Genomic DNA, 15,276 nt, shown 5'->3' with positions numbered 1-15,276 from the left:
TTGACCGGCTACTCATCCGGGAGCAGAACCCCGCGCTTCTCAGTCGCGGCCCCAGTGGGATTTTCGTGTAAGTAGCCATGGTCGCACGACTTGACTCACCATGCAACGATAATTTGCGTCACGGATCAGTGACGACGCGGCTCTATCTGAATGAGGTCGGGATCGAACTTCACATGACCCGGCCGGATCGGCATGATGGTCACCGTCACCAGCTCATTCACGAGCATCCGGCGACGGTCCATGTCGAGTGAATCCCACTTCAACTCCACGACGGCTCGCCGCTCGGTAGTGCCGAGCAGTTCACTAAGATCCGCCAGAAGCTTCGCGGCGGCCGACACGGATTGGCCGAGCAGCTCCGCATCAATCTCATCGATGCGTGCTTTCCCTCCCCTGATCGCTTCAGTGATCTCGATCAAGGGTTGGTGCACGTCGAGTAGCAGTGGGCTCAATTCCTTCACGCGCTGCACCAGGGCGCTACGCTCGGTGAGCAGCTCATCGCGATTCAGCCCGCCATCCTGCTCCGGCATCACCAGATCGTGCACGTCCACTGAAGACAGGCGGGTGAGTGTCGCCTCCGTGACCATTACGTCGACGGGCTCACGCTGACGGGAAAGGTGAAAGTGTTCGCCACATTTGTAGGTCGGCACGCCATGGCCGTTGCGCCCGGCGACGAGCGTGGCGCCGCACTTCCCACACAGGCCGATGGTGGACAGAAGGTACTTCGGCTGGTTGCCCTGCTTTGCTGCCTGTCGCACGTTGTCCTCCAGCTTTGCCACGGCAGCCCGCCATGTCGGCTCCCCAACGATGGGAGGGAACGCCCCGCCCTGGACTGGGTATAGCTCGCCCGACGAATAGTGCTTGATGTACCCAGCGTAGAGCGGATTCGCGAGGAGGTAGCGTACCGCGTCCACGGAGAACTCCGACCGACGGGCGGTGAGGTGACCCGCTGTGTTCAGGTCCTCGCGAATACGCCGAATCGACAGCGACGGCTCGCCAAGGAAGGCATCGAAGGCCCGCCTAACGGCCTCCGCCTCCTCGGGGATCACTTCGCCGTCCCTGGTCCAACCGAATGCCTTCCAGGTAGAAGTCGGGATCCCCTCGACACGTCGGCGCTCGTTGGATCTGATCTGACGCTCCGCTTTGCGCCGCGCTTCGAACCTAGCAAGACCGGCAAGCATCGTCGCCCGGAACTCACCGTCCGCCGTCGAAAGGTCGATCTCACCGTCGACGGTGACGACGCGCAAACCTAGGTCGATCAGTGTGTTGAGATCCTTGGTGCTGCGCAGGAGCCGGTCCATGTCCACGGCGACCACCATCGAGAACTTGCCAGCCTTGGCACCTTCCAGCATCTCGGCCCACTGGGTATCTGCGCGTCGCTTCTTCGTCGCAGACACTGCATTGTCCTCGTAGACCTCGACGATCTTCCAGTCCTTGGCCTCGGCCAGTGCCATGATCTTCTTCAGCTGAGTGTCGACTGTCCAGCGATCGCCCTTGCGGTCCATGGAGGCGCGGACGTACGCCGCTACTTCCTTCGTCTTCCTTAGCGATACCAGCTCGACCATGCGTCCCACGGTACGCTACGAGTACTATAACCCGGATATGCGGTACGAGAACCCGCTCTACATGGCGGAGGAAGCGGCCGCGGCGGACCTGATCAGCCGCGGCCGGCTGCAGTTGGGTATCAGCCGGGGATCGCCCGAGCCAGCTGTTAATGGCGCCGCGACTTTCGGCTACGTTCCGGTCGACGGCGAGGAGTACGCCGACCTGGCACGCCGCCATACCGAGGTGTTCCGCTACGGAATCAGCGGTGCCGGCATTGCCGAGGCCGATCCTCGGATGGGCAGCGGTCTGCTGCCCATCCAGCCGCAGTCTCCTGGTCTGGGTCAACGGATCTGGTGGGGCGCCGGCACCCGGAAGACCGCTGTCTGGGCGGCCGAACAGGGCATGAACCTGATGAGCTCCACCCTGTTGACCGAGGACACTGGCGTGCCGTTCGACGAGCTGCAAGCCGAGCAGATCCAAATGTTCCGTGACACCTGGGCCGAACAGGGCCATGCCTTCGAGCCCAGGGTGTCGGTCAGCCGCAGCGTCATTCCGCTGGTCAGCGACGAGGATCGCCAATACTTTGCGCTGAGCGCCCTGCGGGAAACCCGCGATCAGGTCGGAGTGCTCGACGGCGCCCTGTCCCGGTTCGGGAAGAGTTACATCGGGGAGCCGGACGTCATCGCTGAACAGCTCGCCAACGACGCCGCCGTCCAGTCGGCAGACACGCTGATGCTCACCGTCCCCAACCAGTTGGGCGTGGACTACAACGCGAAGCTGTTGGAGAACGTTGCAGCGCATGTGGCCCCAGCTATCGGGTGGCGGCGCTCCTCACCTCTTGAAGCTGCCGCCCGCCGCTAGCTCAGGGGATGAGCTTGTCCGCACGGTAGCGCTCGAAGAGGTCGGTGAACGCGTCGAGCGTGCGGCGGTAGCCGGTAAAACCGGCGATGCGGCTCTTGCTCATATCGGCGACTACCTCAAGGTTTCTGCCGAGGTCGCCGTCGGTGTGCCACCAGGAGGCCACCCGGTCCAGGCGCGGTTCCGCCAGCCCGTGAGCCGCGACGAGTTCCCGCCACTGCGCGTCGGCTCCGGCCATCTGGACTGCGAGTGGTCGTGGCTGGTCTCGGAACCCTTCGGCTTCGACCCCAAAGTGTGCAGCGAGTTGCTGCCACATCCAACGCCACCTGAACACGTCGCCGTTGACCACGTTGAAGGCTTCGTTGGCCCCGTTGGGCGACGTGGCTGCCCAGACCATGTGGTCGGCGAGGAGTCCGGCGTCGGTCATGTCAGTCAGGGAATTCCAATGGGTTTCGGAGCCCGGGAAGATGAAGCGGCGGCCGGACTCCTTACACAGCGCCGCATAGGCTGCGAGGGTCAATCCCATGTTCATCGCGTTGCCAACAGCGTGCCCGATAACCGTGTGCGAGCGGTGCACCGACCAGGTGAAGCCCTGCGCCGCAGCGGCGGCCCACAGTTCGTCCTCCTGCGCGTAGTAGAAGTTGTTGACCGGCAACCGTGGCTCTTCTTCGTGGAACGGCGTGTCCGGCATCTCGCCCTCACCGTAGGCTTCGAACGGCCCGAGATAATGCTTCAGCCCGGTCATCAACGCCACGTGTGCCACCGGCTTTCCGGCCAGAGCCTCCAGGAGGTTGCGCAGCATCGCGGCGTTCACCCGGATGTTCGCTTCCTCGGTGTCCTGGCGGGCCCAGGCGGTAAAGAACACCTGGGTGGGTGCAACATCAGCGAGCGCGTCCTTCAGCGACTGGGGCGAGGATAGGTCGGCCGGAACGTACCGCACGTTGGCTTTCGGGGTTCCTTCGGTCCGAGACATGGCGAGCACCTGCCATCCCTCGCCAGCGAGTTTCTCTACCAGGGCTGACCCAGCAATGCCGGAGGCGCCGACCACCAATGCGATACCGCCTGTTTGCGCGTCGGACAGGTGTGCCTGTTCGTTGTGACTCATCGGGTCTCCTTGTGGTGCAATTTGTGTGACAGCACCCGCTCGAGTGAACTGTCCTATCTACGGCAAGCCAGTGGTCCACCGAATAATTCCGCACCGATTCCCGGTGGTCGGGTCTTATGGCACTGCTGTTCGAGAGTGTCGCCACCGATGATTGAACAACTGACCGATGATGAAAGACGATGATGACGCTAGAAACGCCCGAGCCAACCCGACCGGTCACGGTCTTCCTTCTGGATGACCACGAACTGGTTCGACGTGGACTTCGGGATCTCCTGGAGGGCGAAGGATTTGCTGTCATAGGCGAAACCGGGTCTGCTGCTGAGGCAGTTCGCCACATTCCAGCCCTGGCACCCGATGTGACCATTCTTGATGCCCGCCTCGCCGACGGAAACGGGATCGAGGTGTGCCGTGATGTCCGGTCAGTGGACCCGTCGCTGCAGTGCGTAATCCTCACCAGTTACGACGACGACGACGCCGTACGGGGCGCCATCCTGGCTGGCGCTGCCGGCTACATTCTCAAGGAAATTGTCGGATCGGACCTTCTGGAGAAGGTGCGCCGTGCAGCCAACGGGGAGTCACTGTTCGACGAGGACGTCAAGGCACGGGTCATTGCCGGTTTCACCGCCGTGCAGCCCGAGGACCCGCGCCTCGCGGGACTGACCGTCCAGGAGAAGAAGGTGCTGGCGCTGATCGGGGCCGGGATGACCAACCGGGAAATCGGCGCCGAACTGTTCCTGGCCGAGAAGACCATCAAGAACTACGTGTCCTCCGTGCTGGCGAAACTCGGGTTCCAGCGCCGGACACAGGCAGCCGTCTACATTTCGCGCCCGCGCACCTAGCCCACCCGGTCCTCCAGCCCCGGTCACCCCGACTATTCCGCGCGCCCCGGTCCTCTAACCCGTTCCGGTGGGCAACCTGGACATCGGTGCCCACAATCTCGACCCAAAATGCCCAAGTTGACGCGGCCTGTCCAGGTTGCTCACCGGATCGTCAGCTCAGGGGCAGTATCACGTCGATGGTGGTGCCGTGGCCCAGGGAGGATTCGATCCTGACCTCTCCGCCGAGTTCCTCAGCCCGCTGCTGCATGTTCCGCAGCCCACTGCGACGCCCGGTCTGCTCGAATCCCTGGCCGTCGTCAGCGATCCGCAGGTTGACTGAATCCGTGCTCGCAGACAGCGTCACCATGATGGTGGTGGCCTGCGAATGTTGCAGCGCGTTGGAGAGTGCTTCCCGAAGGATTGCTTCCACATGGGCCGCCGTCGCCACCCGGACCACGGTGTCGAGTGGTCCGGAAAAGTGGATGACCGGTTCGACGTCGGAACCGTCAAGGGACCGGCGGACAAGCGCGAGGATCCGTGAGCTCAGGCTGTCCTCGCTGTTCGTCACCGATTGCAGCGAGTAGATCGTGGCCCTCAGCTCACCGATAGTCGCGTCGAGCTCAGTGGTGACGGAAGCGATCCGGGCGAGGGGCTCATCCCCGACCACATGCTTTCGAAGACTCTGAATACTGAGTCCGGCGGCGAACATCCGCTGAATGACCAGGTCGTGGAGGTCCCGGGCAATCCGGTCCCGGTCTCCGAAGACGGCGTCCTGTTCGCGCTGGATCTGCATCTGGGTCAGTTCCAGGGCCGTGGAAATCTGGGAGGCGAACGCGGCAACCATTCGCTGATCCACGGGCGAAAACGGCGGATCATCCTTGGTGCGGGCAATGACCAGGAACCGTGCGTGGCTGCCCCGGTCGGTGATCCGGGTGTACATGGCGGCGTCGAACACATCGGGCTCTGAGTTGGGCAGCACGTCCTGGAGGTCGCGCCCGTTGAGAACTGCTGTATCCCGGAACGGAAGCGTTACCTTGCGGAGGGCCGTCCCGTCGCCCACAAGCCGCCCGCGAAAGCTGTCGCCGTGCAGGCCGAGAGCCACCTCGCAATACAAGGCCTCGTCGGGCGCCATCCGGGTAAGGATGAGGATTAGGGATGCGCCGGAGGCAGCCTTCGCGTGTTCGGCAACGATCTCCACATCGCTGAGGTTCAGCTCCGAGGAGGAGTTCAGGAGCGCCTGAACCGCATCCTGTCCGCATTCCAGCCATCGGGAGCGTCTCGTCTCAGCTTCGAAGAGCCGCATGTTTTCGATGGCCACCCCGGCCGCCGCCGCGAGGGCAACCGTCAGATCCTCATCGGACTGGGAGAAGTCCCCACCGCCGTTCTTTTCGGTCAGATACAGGTTGCCGAAGACCGTGTCGCGCACCCTGATCGGCACACCGAGGAAGGACGTCATCTGGGGATGACCTGCTGGGAACCCGAAGGATGCGGGGTGTTGGCGGAGGTCTTCGAGGCGAAGTGGTTTCGGCTCACTGATAAGCAGCCCGAGCACCCCGTGTCCTACGGGCAGTGCACCGATCTGGCTGATCTGGTCCCCGTCGAGGCCCACGGTGATGAAATGACTCAGCACTCCGTCCGGACCGATAACACCAAGGGCCGCGTACTTCGCGTCCACCAGCCGGCAGGCCGCCTCCACCACCCGTTCCAGCACGGTCTGCAGACCCTGGTTTTCCGCGATGGCAGCGAATCCTGCCAGCAGATGGTCAATTTCCCCCGCGGACTTCAGCGGAGGGGGCACGTCATCGGGATCTGTGACTGGGGTGGTTCGGATGGGACTCATTGTGCGACTCCAGTGAGTTGAACCCTGGCCTTCGATTCGTTGTCGTGGTGAAAATGAAGGAGCATACGGAGGCTGACCCGGCGGATTAGGTCTTCCGGCCCTAGTGGTGCGGGGCGTCCGACCTTACTGTCGGGCTATGGACTCCGAGAATACACCCACATCCGTTTTACCGGCCCACACCTGTTGGGAGCTATTGCGCGGCACCGCCTACGGTCGGATGGCCCTGTGCGTCGACGGGCAGCCCGAAATTTTCCCCATCAATACGCAGGTAGACCACGGAACGCTGGTGTTCCGTACCTCTGAGGGATCAAAACAGCGGGCAGCCGAAGGCGCTCCGGTGGCGTTCGAGGCCGATGGTGTCCTGCAGGACGGGTCACGGGCCTGGAGCGTGGTCATCAAAGGGAATGCATCAACCATTCAACGCACCGCCGAACTGATGTCCACGATCCACCTTCCTCTACACCCGTGGGAGCCCGGGCGGAAGGACCGCTTTATGCGGATAGTGCCCACGAGTGTCACCGGTCGGAGCTTCGACGTTACGCCGGCCCCCCAGCTGCAGGAGATGCCGGTAGCGAGCGAAGAGTAACCACCAGGGTGGGGCACGGCGGAGCTAGCAGCAGCGTGTGAGTTACTGAGCCCAGCATGATTCCCGGTCGGGCACCCCGACCGTGCCGCCCAATCACCAGCAGGAACGCGTCAGCGGCGTGGAACAGGAGGGACTCCACGGGAGGCCGCTCGTCATCGAGGACCCTCGTTACGGTGAGCGACGGATACGTCACCTTCAGTTGCGCGAGCACCGAAGCGGTTCCGCTGACCTCCGGAGCTGTTGTATCTGTCGCTGAGGTGACGACTTTGAGCCCGTGACCCGACCGGCTGGCTTCGGCCGCTGCCACGCGCAACGCGTCGTGCGATTCCGCCGAGCCATCGACGCCCACCACCACGTCGCCGTCGTTGTCGGAGCTGGCGCCGGCGCTGGGATCCCGCGGGATCACTGCTACCGGAGAGGTGCTGCCAAGGGCTACCTGCTGCCCGACGGATCCGAGGTATTCGCCCGTCTTTCCGTCCAGCCGGTCAGCACCAACAACGAGGAGGGATGCATCCTCGGAGAGGCTGACCAGGGCGTCCACGATGTCGCCGCAATGCACGTTGGCGGTGACGTGTGCGTCGGGATAGTCGGCGCACACCTTCCGGGACTCCTCATCGAGCGCCTGGCGAGCCGCAGCGATCAGGCTTCCGTACGGTGTCCCACCCGCTGCCACGGGGAGCACGAGTGACGGGTCGGGAAGGGCATGCAGCATCGTAATGTGCTGCCCGGTTTGGTGGCCGCGCCGCACGGCCCAGCGCAGGAGCGCCGGGCCGGTCAGCCCGTCCCGGAAGGCGACGACGATGGGCCGGTCCTCGGCGAAGTCGGCGCCTGCTGTGTCGGTCACGAGGTGGTGCTTTCGGGGACGATGACCGCGCGGCCGCGAAGCGTTCCGGCCCGGAGCCGCTCATAGGCCGTGGGTCCATCGGACAGGGAAAACTGCTCGTACTCGACGTGGATTTTCCCCACTCGAGCCAGTTCCACCACTTCCATCAGCTCTGCTCTGGATCCCCAGTAGGGGGCACGTGCCTGGGCGTCCCACGGCGTGGAGAAGAAACCGACGTCGACGGTGCCCACTCCAACCCCCACAACGGCAATGTCACCACCGATTCCGACCACCCGGGAGGCGAACCCCGTGGTGACGGGAGCACCCACAAAGTCGAAGACCGCCGTGGCACCCTTGCCGCCGGTAAGGGTCCGGATCTGCGCCTCGGCCTCCTCCCCGGGGGCCAGCACATGGTCGGCGCCGACGTCGAGCGCGAGAGCACGTTTCTGCTCTGACGTGTCAATGGCGATGATGGTCGCCGCGCTCAGCGCCTGAAGGATCTGGACACCGACGTGGCCGAGCCCGCCTACGCCGATGACCACCGCCGTCGAGCCTGGGACCAGTTTCGGCAGGCTTTGCTTGATGGCGTGGTACGGGGTCAACCCGGCATCGGTGAGTGACACGCTGGCCACCGGGTCGAGGTCGCCGAGGGGCACCAGATGTCGGGGGTCGTCGACCAGGATGAACTCGGCCATGGCGCCCGGCGCGCCGAGGCCCGGGGGTGCGATCCCCTGCTCTGCCGCTACCTCGCAGTAGTTCTCGTTGCCTTGGGCGCAGGTATAGCAGCGCCCGCAACCCCACGGACCGTAGACGAGCATGGAGTCACCCACCTGGAGCCCGGTTACCCCGGCACCCCAGGATTCGACGGTGCCTGCGCCCTCGTGGCCAAGCGTGAGCGGCAGACCGTAGATGTACTGGTCCGCGGGAAGATCCATGATGAATTGGTCTGAATGGCAGACACCGGCCGCGGTTACGCGCAGCAGGACTTGTCCGGGTCCGGGGACTGGGGTGGGAATGTCAACGAGTTCAGGGGCCGATCCGACTGTGCGATACTGCAGCGCCCTCACGCGTGATCCTCGGGCATTTCCCCTGTTGAACCCTCGACCACGAGGACGGGGCATTTTGCGTGGGCCACGCAGGCGCCACTGACCGATCCCATGAGCAGGCCTCTGAAAGTACCGTGTCCGCGGCGTCCGAGGACGAGCATCACCGCTCCCTCAGCCGCCTTGACCAGCCCTTTGGACGGGTGGGAAAAGAGTACGACCTTCTCCAACCCCTCGGGCGGGTCATCCCCGAACGCTGATTGCACAGCAGTGTCGAGGTGTTTGTGGGTGATTTCCTCGAAGTTGTCGCTACCGATCGGCACATAGCCGGCGTACTCTGGCGGGTAATCCCAGGTGCTGACCGCCTGGATCACCGCGTTGAATGGTGGTGCAAGTTTCCGGGCGAAACGCAGTGCGGCGATCGATTGCTCGGAGCCGTCAACTCCGACGACGATGCGGGGTGAGGTAGATGCTTCCATGATGTGCCTCCCGTGTCAGCGCGGCAAGGTTGCAGCTGCTTCCTTCAGTCTCACCCGCACCTGCCCGTGAGCGTTAGGGTCTTAGGGCCCGTTCTGGGGTGTCATCGGGCGCGGCGAGGAGCCGCCGGTGGTGCCGGAACAGGATTTCAATGGCTATTCCACCCAAAAGTGCGACGACGCCCGACGCCACGAGATGGTTCCACCCCGGCACGGTGAAGTCGAAGAAGTCGCTGAGCAGGGGCACCGTCAGCACCAGCCCCAGCCCCGCGAACATCGCCCCGATGATCAGCACCCGCCAGCGGTTCAGCGGACGTGACAGGACAACCAACACCCATAGTGCGATCAACGCCAAAACCAGAGCTGCGGCGGTCCGCACCTCAGCAGCGGTGCCGGTGTCTGTCCACCGCGAATAGGTGTTGATGGCGACGACGGCGAGCGCAATGATGAGCCCCGCCGGTATGGCAAAGGACAGGGAACGCTTCAAGAATCCGCTGCGGTAGCGGCGGGTGTTGGGCATCAACGCCAGGAAGAACGCAGGAATACCAATGGTGATTCCATCGGTGGCCGACAGCTGCCGGGGCAGGAAGGGGAAGTCCCAGAGCAGCGCTCCGAAGGTTATCGAGAGAATGACCGCGTAAGCCGTTTTGGCCAAAAACAGCATCGATACGCGTTCAATGTTGGCGATCACCCGGCGCCCCTCGGCGACGACGCCCGGGAGCCGGTCGAACCGGCCGTCCAGCAGCACCAGCCGTGAGACGGCCTTTGTGGCGGCGGCGGCCGAGTCCATGGCGATACCAATGTCGGCTTCCTTCAGGGCGAGCGCGTCGTTGACGCCGTCGCCGGTCATCGCCACAACGTGCCCGCGACGTTGCAGGGCAATGACCATGCCCTTCTTCTGGGCCGGCGTCACCCGGCCAAAGACCGTGTGGTGCTGCATCACTTCGGCCAACTCCTCGGGATCTTCGGGAAGCTCCCGGGCGTCGAAGCCTGCGTCCGTGGCCACGCCCACCTCCCGTGCGACCGCTGCGACGGTTCGGGGGTCGTCACCGGAGATGATCCTCAGCGAGACGCCCTGCTCCGTGAAGTAGGAGAGCGTCTGGGCGGCGTCTGACCGGACCTGCTCACGAAAGGTCAACAGGGCCACCGGGGCGGGGTCGGCTGGAAGCACCGCTTCATCATCATTCTGGACCGCTGGTGGAGTGGGTGCATAAGCCAGAACGAGGGTGCGCAGACCGGAACCAGCAAGACGTGAGGCGGCGTCCAGCGCTTCCCGTGCCGCCGGGGTGCTCGACGTGCTCGACTCGAGCACGATCTCCGGGGCGCCCAGGAGCCACGTTCCGGCTGCTGGTGTGCCGTCGGGAAAACTGACCGCACTCCATTTCCGTGCAGAGGAGAACGGTACCGACGCGACCGGGCTGAGCGAACCGTCGTCGTCGAAGGCGTCAGCCAGACACCGGGCGGTGGCGTTGGCGTTGGCGTCTGCCCCGAACCAGCCAAGAGCTTGTTTCCATCCCTCCTGGGGGGCGGTCCCAATTTTGTGAACCTCGTCGAAGACGATCTTCCCCGCGGTCAACGTTCCTGTCTTGTCGAGGCATAGGACGTCCACCCGGGCCAGTCCCTCGACAGCCGCCAGTTCCTGAATGAGCACGTTCTGCTGGGCCAGGCGCACGGCTCCCACGGCAAAGGCGACGCTTGTCATGAGCACCAGCCCCAAGGGGATCATGGCGATGACGCTGGCGACGGCGCCCACCGCGCCTGTTCTCCAGGCACCGGTGGTGATCGCCTGTTCCCATCCGCCCTGGCTTTGCATCTGACCGTTGACCACAATGGCCATCACGGGCAGCAGCGCGAAGGTGATCCAACGCAGGACCTGATTCAGGCCCTGCCGGATTTCTGAGTGAACCAGGGAGAAGCGTTTGGCTTCGGCGGTCAGACGGCTGGAGAAGGAGTCAGCGCCGACTCGGTTGACTATCGCCCAGGCCTGCCCGCTCACAACGCTGGAGCCCGACAACACCTCATCATCGATCACCTTGTCGACAGGTTCTGATTCTCCGGTCAGCAAAGATTCGTCGATCTCAAGACCCTCGGCCTCCAGGATCACCGCATCGGCGGGGACCTGATCCCCGGCGCGGAGTACCAGAATGTCGTCCTTGACGACGTCTTTGACGTCGACGTCCTGGACCGTGCTGTCCCTGAGGACCCTCGCCCGCGGGGCGTTCAGAACCGCGAGACGGTCAAGGGATTTCTTGGCTTTGAACTCCTGCACGACGCCGATCAGCGCGTTGCCGACTGCAGCGAACCCGAACAGTGCATCCCGCCACTGTCCGAGGAAGAGGAGCAGTAAAAAGCTGCCCGCAACAATGGCGTTGAAGAGCGTCAGGACGTTGGCCCTGAAGATGTCCCAGAGGCTACGGCTCGATTGGTCCGGGACGTTGTTGGTCTGACCGGATTCGACACGGACAGCGACGTCGGCGGCGGAGAGCCCTGTTCGTTCGGCGACCTGCGCCAAGTGTTTGGGGCCCGATTGGCCCTTGTGGCGTTGGCCCACTGCTTCAGCTGCTTCCATGGGGTACCTCTCTCGTCAGCACGGCATGATTGCAGCAGCTTTCTCCAGTGTGGACTCTGACGGCTTCGCTGAGTAAGGGTCTTTGTACCCCTCTTGAATGATAGAATCATCAAATAGTCAATTAGTTGGAGTGAAGGTCAATGAAGGATTCACCACCGGAGTACGCCGACTTCCGCGCACCCCTCTACGAAGTAAAGGCGAACCTCTTCAAGGGACTCGCCCATCCCGTCCGGATCCGCGTCCTGGAACTTCTCTCTGCCGCACCCGAGGTCTCGGTCTCGGATCTGTTGACGGCGACAGGCTTGGAGGCCTCTCATCTCTCCCAGCACCTGTCGGTGCTGCGACGCTACCGACTGGTGAAGTCGGAGCGGCGCGGACTCCAGCAGTTCTACACCCTTGCCGATCCGCTGGCGGCGGAACTGCTCGCGGTAGCCCGCGGACTCCTCCAGAACGTGCTCAACGCCACGAAGGAAGACCTTGAGTACTCGACGGCCACCGGATCCACGACTGTCGACGGAGACAACAGATGAGGATCCTCCCGACAGTCCGGGCACTACTCCCCTCGGTTCGGGACTACGCCCAGCTGCCCCGGACCTGGCGGGGTGACCTCATCGCCGGCCTGACGGTCGGAATTGTGGCACTGCCGTTGGCGCTCGCGTTCGGGGTCAGCTCCGGCGCGGGCGCCGCCAGTGGCCTCATCACCGCAGTGGTAGCGGGTCTGGTGGCGGCAATCTTCGGAGGCTCCCACGTTCAGGTGTCCGGTCCTACCGGTGCGATGGTCGTGGTGTTGGGTCCAGTCATCGCCTCGCATGGGATCGAGGCGCTGGCCTTGGTGAGCGTCCTGGCCGGCGTGATGGTGGTCGCGGCGGGTGTGTTGAAGCTGGGACGGGTGGTCTCGTTCTTGCCGTGGCCCGTCATTGAGGGCTTCACCCTCGGCATCGCCATCATTATCTTCCTGCAGCAGGTGCCAGCCGCCATCGGTGAGGATGCGGGGCCAAGCAGCAATGCGGCCGTTTCTGCACTCCAGGCCGCAGGGGCAGCCTCAACGACCGAGTTTCTGGCAGCCGGCGTGCTCGTTGCGGTGGTGGCTCTCATCATGATCGGCGCACCGCGGCTCCACCATCGCCTTCCGGGCTCCCTTATCGCCATCATCGCAGCGAGTGTGATGGCTGAACTGCTGGCGATGCCGGTCGCGCGGATCGGGGCCCTCCCCGATTCCCTGCCGGCACCCACGGTGCCGGGCTGGGACTGGGAATTGGTGATTGTACTGACCGGACCGGCAGCAACCATCGCCATTCTCGCGGCGATCGAGTCCTTGCTTTCCGCCCGGGTTGCCACCTCGATCTCCGACACCGGCTCCTACGACGCGGACCGGGAGCTTTTCGGCCAGGGCCTGGCATCGGTGGCGTCCGGGTTTTTCGGCGGCATGCCCGCCACCGGTGCGATTGCCCGCACAGCCGTGAATATCCGCTCGGGAGGGCGCACCCGGTTCGCGGCAATCACGCACGCCTTCGTTTTGCTCTTTGTGGTCTATCTGGCGACCGGCCCCGTGGCCCGCATCCCCCTGGCTGCCCTGGCTGGAGTGCTGATGGTGACGGCCATCCGGATGGTCTCACTTTCCACCCTGCGCAGCGTGGTGGGCTCAACCCGCGGAGACACTGTGGTCCTGATCGTGACAGCAGTCGTCACGGTTTCCTTCGATCTGATCCAGGCGGTGGGAATCGGCGTGCTGGTGGCCGCGTTCTTCGCCCTACGTGCACTGGTCAAGTCCGGCGGGGTGCACCGGGAGGAAATCTCCGGTCCAGTCCAGGACGGCGACTCAAGGATCGCCGTCTACCGGATCGAGGGAGCTCTTTTCTTTGCTGCCGCCGAGCGGGTCCTGGAACGGGTCAGCGACATCGAAAATGTTGAGGTGGTGATCATTCGAATGTCTCAGCTGCAGTCGCTGGATGCGACCGGCGCAAGGGTGATCGCGGATCTCGTCAATACCCTGGAGCGCCGCGGCATTACAGTTCTGGTCAAGGGAGTCCAGGATCGTCATCTGCGACTCATTACCCGGGTTGGCGTCCTTGAATCTCTTCGTCACCACAACCACCTCTTTACCGCCCTGGAACCCGCCGTGGAACATGCCCGCAGCCACGTCGCCCGAAACCGGGAGGCGCCGGCCACCACCCCCTGAGGCAGCATCCCTCTGAGGCAGCGTCCCGCAGTATTGAAGGCCGGGACCAAAGCCTCTGGCCCCGGCCGGCTTCCTGATGCATGGTGGGAGGACAACAAGAGGGGGCAACCATGGAAGACAAGTACATCGTCGTCGGGGTCGACGGCTCACCATCGTCAGTTCTCGCACTGCAGTGGGCGGAGCGGCTCGTACCAACCGTCGCCACCTCGATCCGGGCTATCGCCGCCTGGCAGGTCCCCTTCACCTACTACGAATTCCCGGTCTCCGGGTGGGATCCAAAGAGCGTTGCCAAAACCATCCTGTCCAATGCGTTGGAGAAAGCGTTCGACGGCGAACCGCCCGCCCATGTCACCGCACTGACCCGGCAGGGCCCACCAGCCGGAGTGCTGATCGACGAGAGTCGTGCCGCGCAGATGCTGATCGTCGGGAGTCGGGGACACGGCGGTTTCGTCGGACTGCTTCTGGGATCAGTAAGTTCCGCCGTCGCCGAGCATGCATCCTGTCCGGTACTGATCGCCCATGGCCCGGAAACATCACCCCCTAATGAAAGTAGTAATGAATGAAGAACAGCATCGTTGTTGGCTACGACGGTTCAGCTCAGTCCCGCACAGCACTCGAGTGGGCGGTGGCGCAGGCGATGCTGGAACACCGCACCCTCCATCTGGTGCACTGCTGGATCTGGCCCCTGTTCACTGACGATCTGGGGCCGGTCGAGGGCGTCGCCGACAGCGGATTGCGGCATGCGGCGGAGGCGATCGTCGCAGAGGGGGAAGCCGAAGCGCGACGTCTCGCTCCCGAGCTGGACCTGAAGGCGAGCCTCATCTCTGGGGTTTCATCGGCAATCCTGGACCGGATGTCACGCAACGCCCACCTGGTGGTGGTCGGAAGCCGCGGACTGGGTGGGTTCATGGGCCTGCTGGTCGGTTCGGTCAGCCTCAAACTCGCTAATACGGCGTCCTGTCCTGTGGTGGTGGTGCGTCAGCAAACCGATGCAACCGGATCAGTGCTGATCGGCCTTGATGGCTCCCCGAAAAGCGATACTGCACTGGACGACGCCATCGCCCTCGCCGCCCTATGGAAAGCTCCGCTAAAGCTCATGCACGTGCGCGACGACATCCGCCTGTTCGGACGGAATCACTCCTATCCCGGCTCGGATGTCAGAGCTATGCAGATCCTCGCCGCCGCCGCGCTTCGAGCCCGCACCGCCGCCCCGGGCGTGGAGATCGAATCCGTGCTGGTGACTGGCCATTCGGTGGCCGGCACAATCCTGGAAGCCGCCGAGTCCGCGCGCATTGTGGTGGTAGGCGAGACGGGGCAGGGCAATTTTATGGGTGCTGTCGGTTCGACGGCCCAAGCCATTCTTCATCATGCCAAGGGGAACATTCTGATCTCCCGGCGCCCCCGGACCTAGGGCGGCGGGACCATGCCCACCCTAGC

The 15,276-nt window shown here is 63.9% G+C and carries 14 protein-coding genes; 7 read left to right on the top strand and 7 right to left on the bottom strand.

Annotation, left to right across the window (positions count from 1 at the left end; genetic code table 11):
* Positions 1-125: 125 nt before the first annotated feature.
* Positions 126-1,562 carry a recombinase family protein gene (locus ACX80Z_RS11875; protein WP_459316013.1) on the bottom strand — a complete coding sequence of 479 codons (1,437 nt, stop codon included), beginning with the start codon at positions 1,560-1,562 and terminating at the stop codon, positions 126-128.
* Here ACX80Z_RS11875 and ACX80Z_RS11870 point away from each other — a divergent pair.
* A complete protein-coding gene (locus ACX80Z_RS11870; protein WP_459316012.1) occupies positions 1,561-2,403 on the top strand; it encodes an LLM class flavin-dependent oxidoreductase in 843 nt (280 codons plus the stop codon). The genes ACX80Z_RS11875 and ACX80Z_RS11870 overlap by 2 nt on opposite strands.
* A gap of 1 nt (position 2,404) precedes the next feature.
* Here ACX80Z_RS11870 and ACX80Z_RS11865 read toward each other — a convergent pair whose 3' ends face one another.
* Positions 2,405-3,505 (bottom strand): SDR family oxidoreductase, encoded by a 1,101-nt coding sequence (locus tag ACX80Z_RS11865; RefSeq protein WP_459316011.1) that lies wholly within the window; start codon positions 3,503-3,505, stop codon positions 2,405-2,407.
* A gap of 182 nt (positions 3,506-3,687) precedes the next feature.
* Here ACX80Z_RS11865 and ACX80Z_RS11860 point away from each other — a divergent pair, with 182 nt between their 5' ends.
* A complete protein-coding gene (locus ACX80Z_RS11860) occupies positions 3,688-4,344 on the top strand; it encodes a response regulator (RefSeq protein ID WP_019484158.1) in 657 nt (218 codons plus the stop codon).
* Positions 4,345-4,495: 151 nt separating this feature from the next.
* Here the strand turns inward: ACX80Z_RS11860 and ACX80Z_RS11855 are convergent, their stop codons facing one another.
* On the bottom strand, positions 4,496-6,163 hold the full coding sequence (locus ACX80Z_RS11855; protein ID WP_459316010.1) for a GAF domain-containing sensor histidine kinase: 1,668 nt from the start codon (positions 6,161-6,163) through the stop codon (positions 4,496-4,498).
* A 136-nt stretch (positions 6,164-6,299) separates the two neighbouring features.
* Between ACX80Z_RS11855 and ACX80Z_RS11850 the strand changes: the two genes are divergently transcribed.
* A complete protein-coding gene (locus tag ACX80Z_RS11850; RefSeq protein ID WP_459316009.1) occupies positions 6,300-6,749 on the top strand; it encodes a pyridoxamine 5'-phosphate oxidase family protein in 450 nt (149 codons plus the stop codon).
* Here the strand turns inward: ACX80Z_RS11850 and ACX80Z_RS11845 are convergent.
* The 4 genes from ACX80Z_RS11845 to ACX80Z_RS11830 form a co-directional block, all read right to left on the bottom strand.
* Positions 6,700-7,593, bottom strand: a complete 894-nt coding sequence (locus ACX80Z_RS11845) for a universal stress protein (protein WP_459316008.1) — start codon at positions 7,591-7,593, stop codon at positions 6,700-6,702. The two genes, ACX80Z_RS11850 and ACX80Z_RS11845, sit on opposite strands and share 50 nt — an antisense overlap.
* Complete coding sequence (locus ACX80Z_RS11840) at positions 7,590-8,639, bottom strand: NAD(P)-dependent alcohol dehydrogenase (RefSeq protein WP_459316007.1); 1,050 nt, start codon at positions 8,637-8,639, stop codon at positions 7,590-7,592. The genes ACX80Z_RS11845 and ACX80Z_RS11840 overlap by 4 nt, the downstream gene beginning before the upstream one ends.
* Positions 8,636-9,094, bottom strand: coding sequence for a universal stress protein (locus ACX80Z_RS11835; protein WP_019484154.1), 459 nt, complete (start codon positions 9,092-9,094; stop codon positions 8,636-8,638). Before ACX80Z_RS11835 ends, ACX80Z_RS11840 begins: the two co-directional genes overlap by 4 nt.
* A 73-nt stretch (positions 9,095-9,167) precedes the next feature.
* Entirely contained in the window at positions 9,168-11,660 is a 2,493-nt protein-coding gene (locus ACX80Z_RS11830; protein ID WP_459316006.1) for an HAD-IC family P-type ATPase, read from the bottom strand.
* A gap of 140 nt (positions 11,661-11,800) precedes the next feature.
* Between ACX80Z_RS11830 and ACX80Z_RS11825 the strand changes: the two genes are divergently transcribed.
* The 4 genes from ACX80Z_RS11825 (at position 11,801) to ACX80Z_RS11810 (ending at position 15,250) form a co-directional block, all read left to right on the top strand.
* The gene (locus tag ACX80Z_RS11825; RefSeq protein ID WP_024475887.1) at positions 11,801-12,190 is read left to right on the top strand and encodes an ArsR/SmtB family transcription factor; all 390 of its coding nucleotides are present in this window, start codon (positions 11,801-11,803) and stop codon (positions 12,188-12,190) included.
* On the top strand, positions 12,187-13,839 hold the full coding sequence (locus ACX80Z_RS11820) for a SulP family inorganic anion transporter (protein ID WP_459316005.1): 1,653 nt from the start codon (positions 12,187-12,189) through the stop codon (positions 13,837-13,839). The genes ACX80Z_RS11825 and ACX80Z_RS11820 overlap by 4 nt, the downstream gene beginning before the upstream one ends.
* A gap of 110 nt (positions 13,840-13,949) precedes the next feature.
* A complete protein-coding gene (locus ACX80Z_RS11815; protein ID WP_019484150.1) occupies positions 13,950-14,402 on the top strand; it encodes a universal stress protein in 453 nt (150 codons plus the stop codon).
* Positions 14,399-15,250 (top strand): universal stress protein, encoded by an 852-nt coding sequence (locus tag ACX80Z_RS11810; protein ID WP_459316004.1) that lies wholly within the window; start codon positions 14,399-14,401, stop codon positions 15,248-15,250. The genes ACX80Z_RS11815 and ACX80Z_RS11810 overlap by 4 nt, the downstream gene beginning before the upstream one ends.
* Positions 15,251-15,276 lie beyond the last annotated feature (26 nt).

The sequence above is a fragment of the Arthrobacter sp. TMT4-20 genome (genome assembly GCF_054510775.1).
Note: the sequence above shows the minus strand (reverse complement) of the source record. Positions and strands in the feature narration are given on the sequence as shown.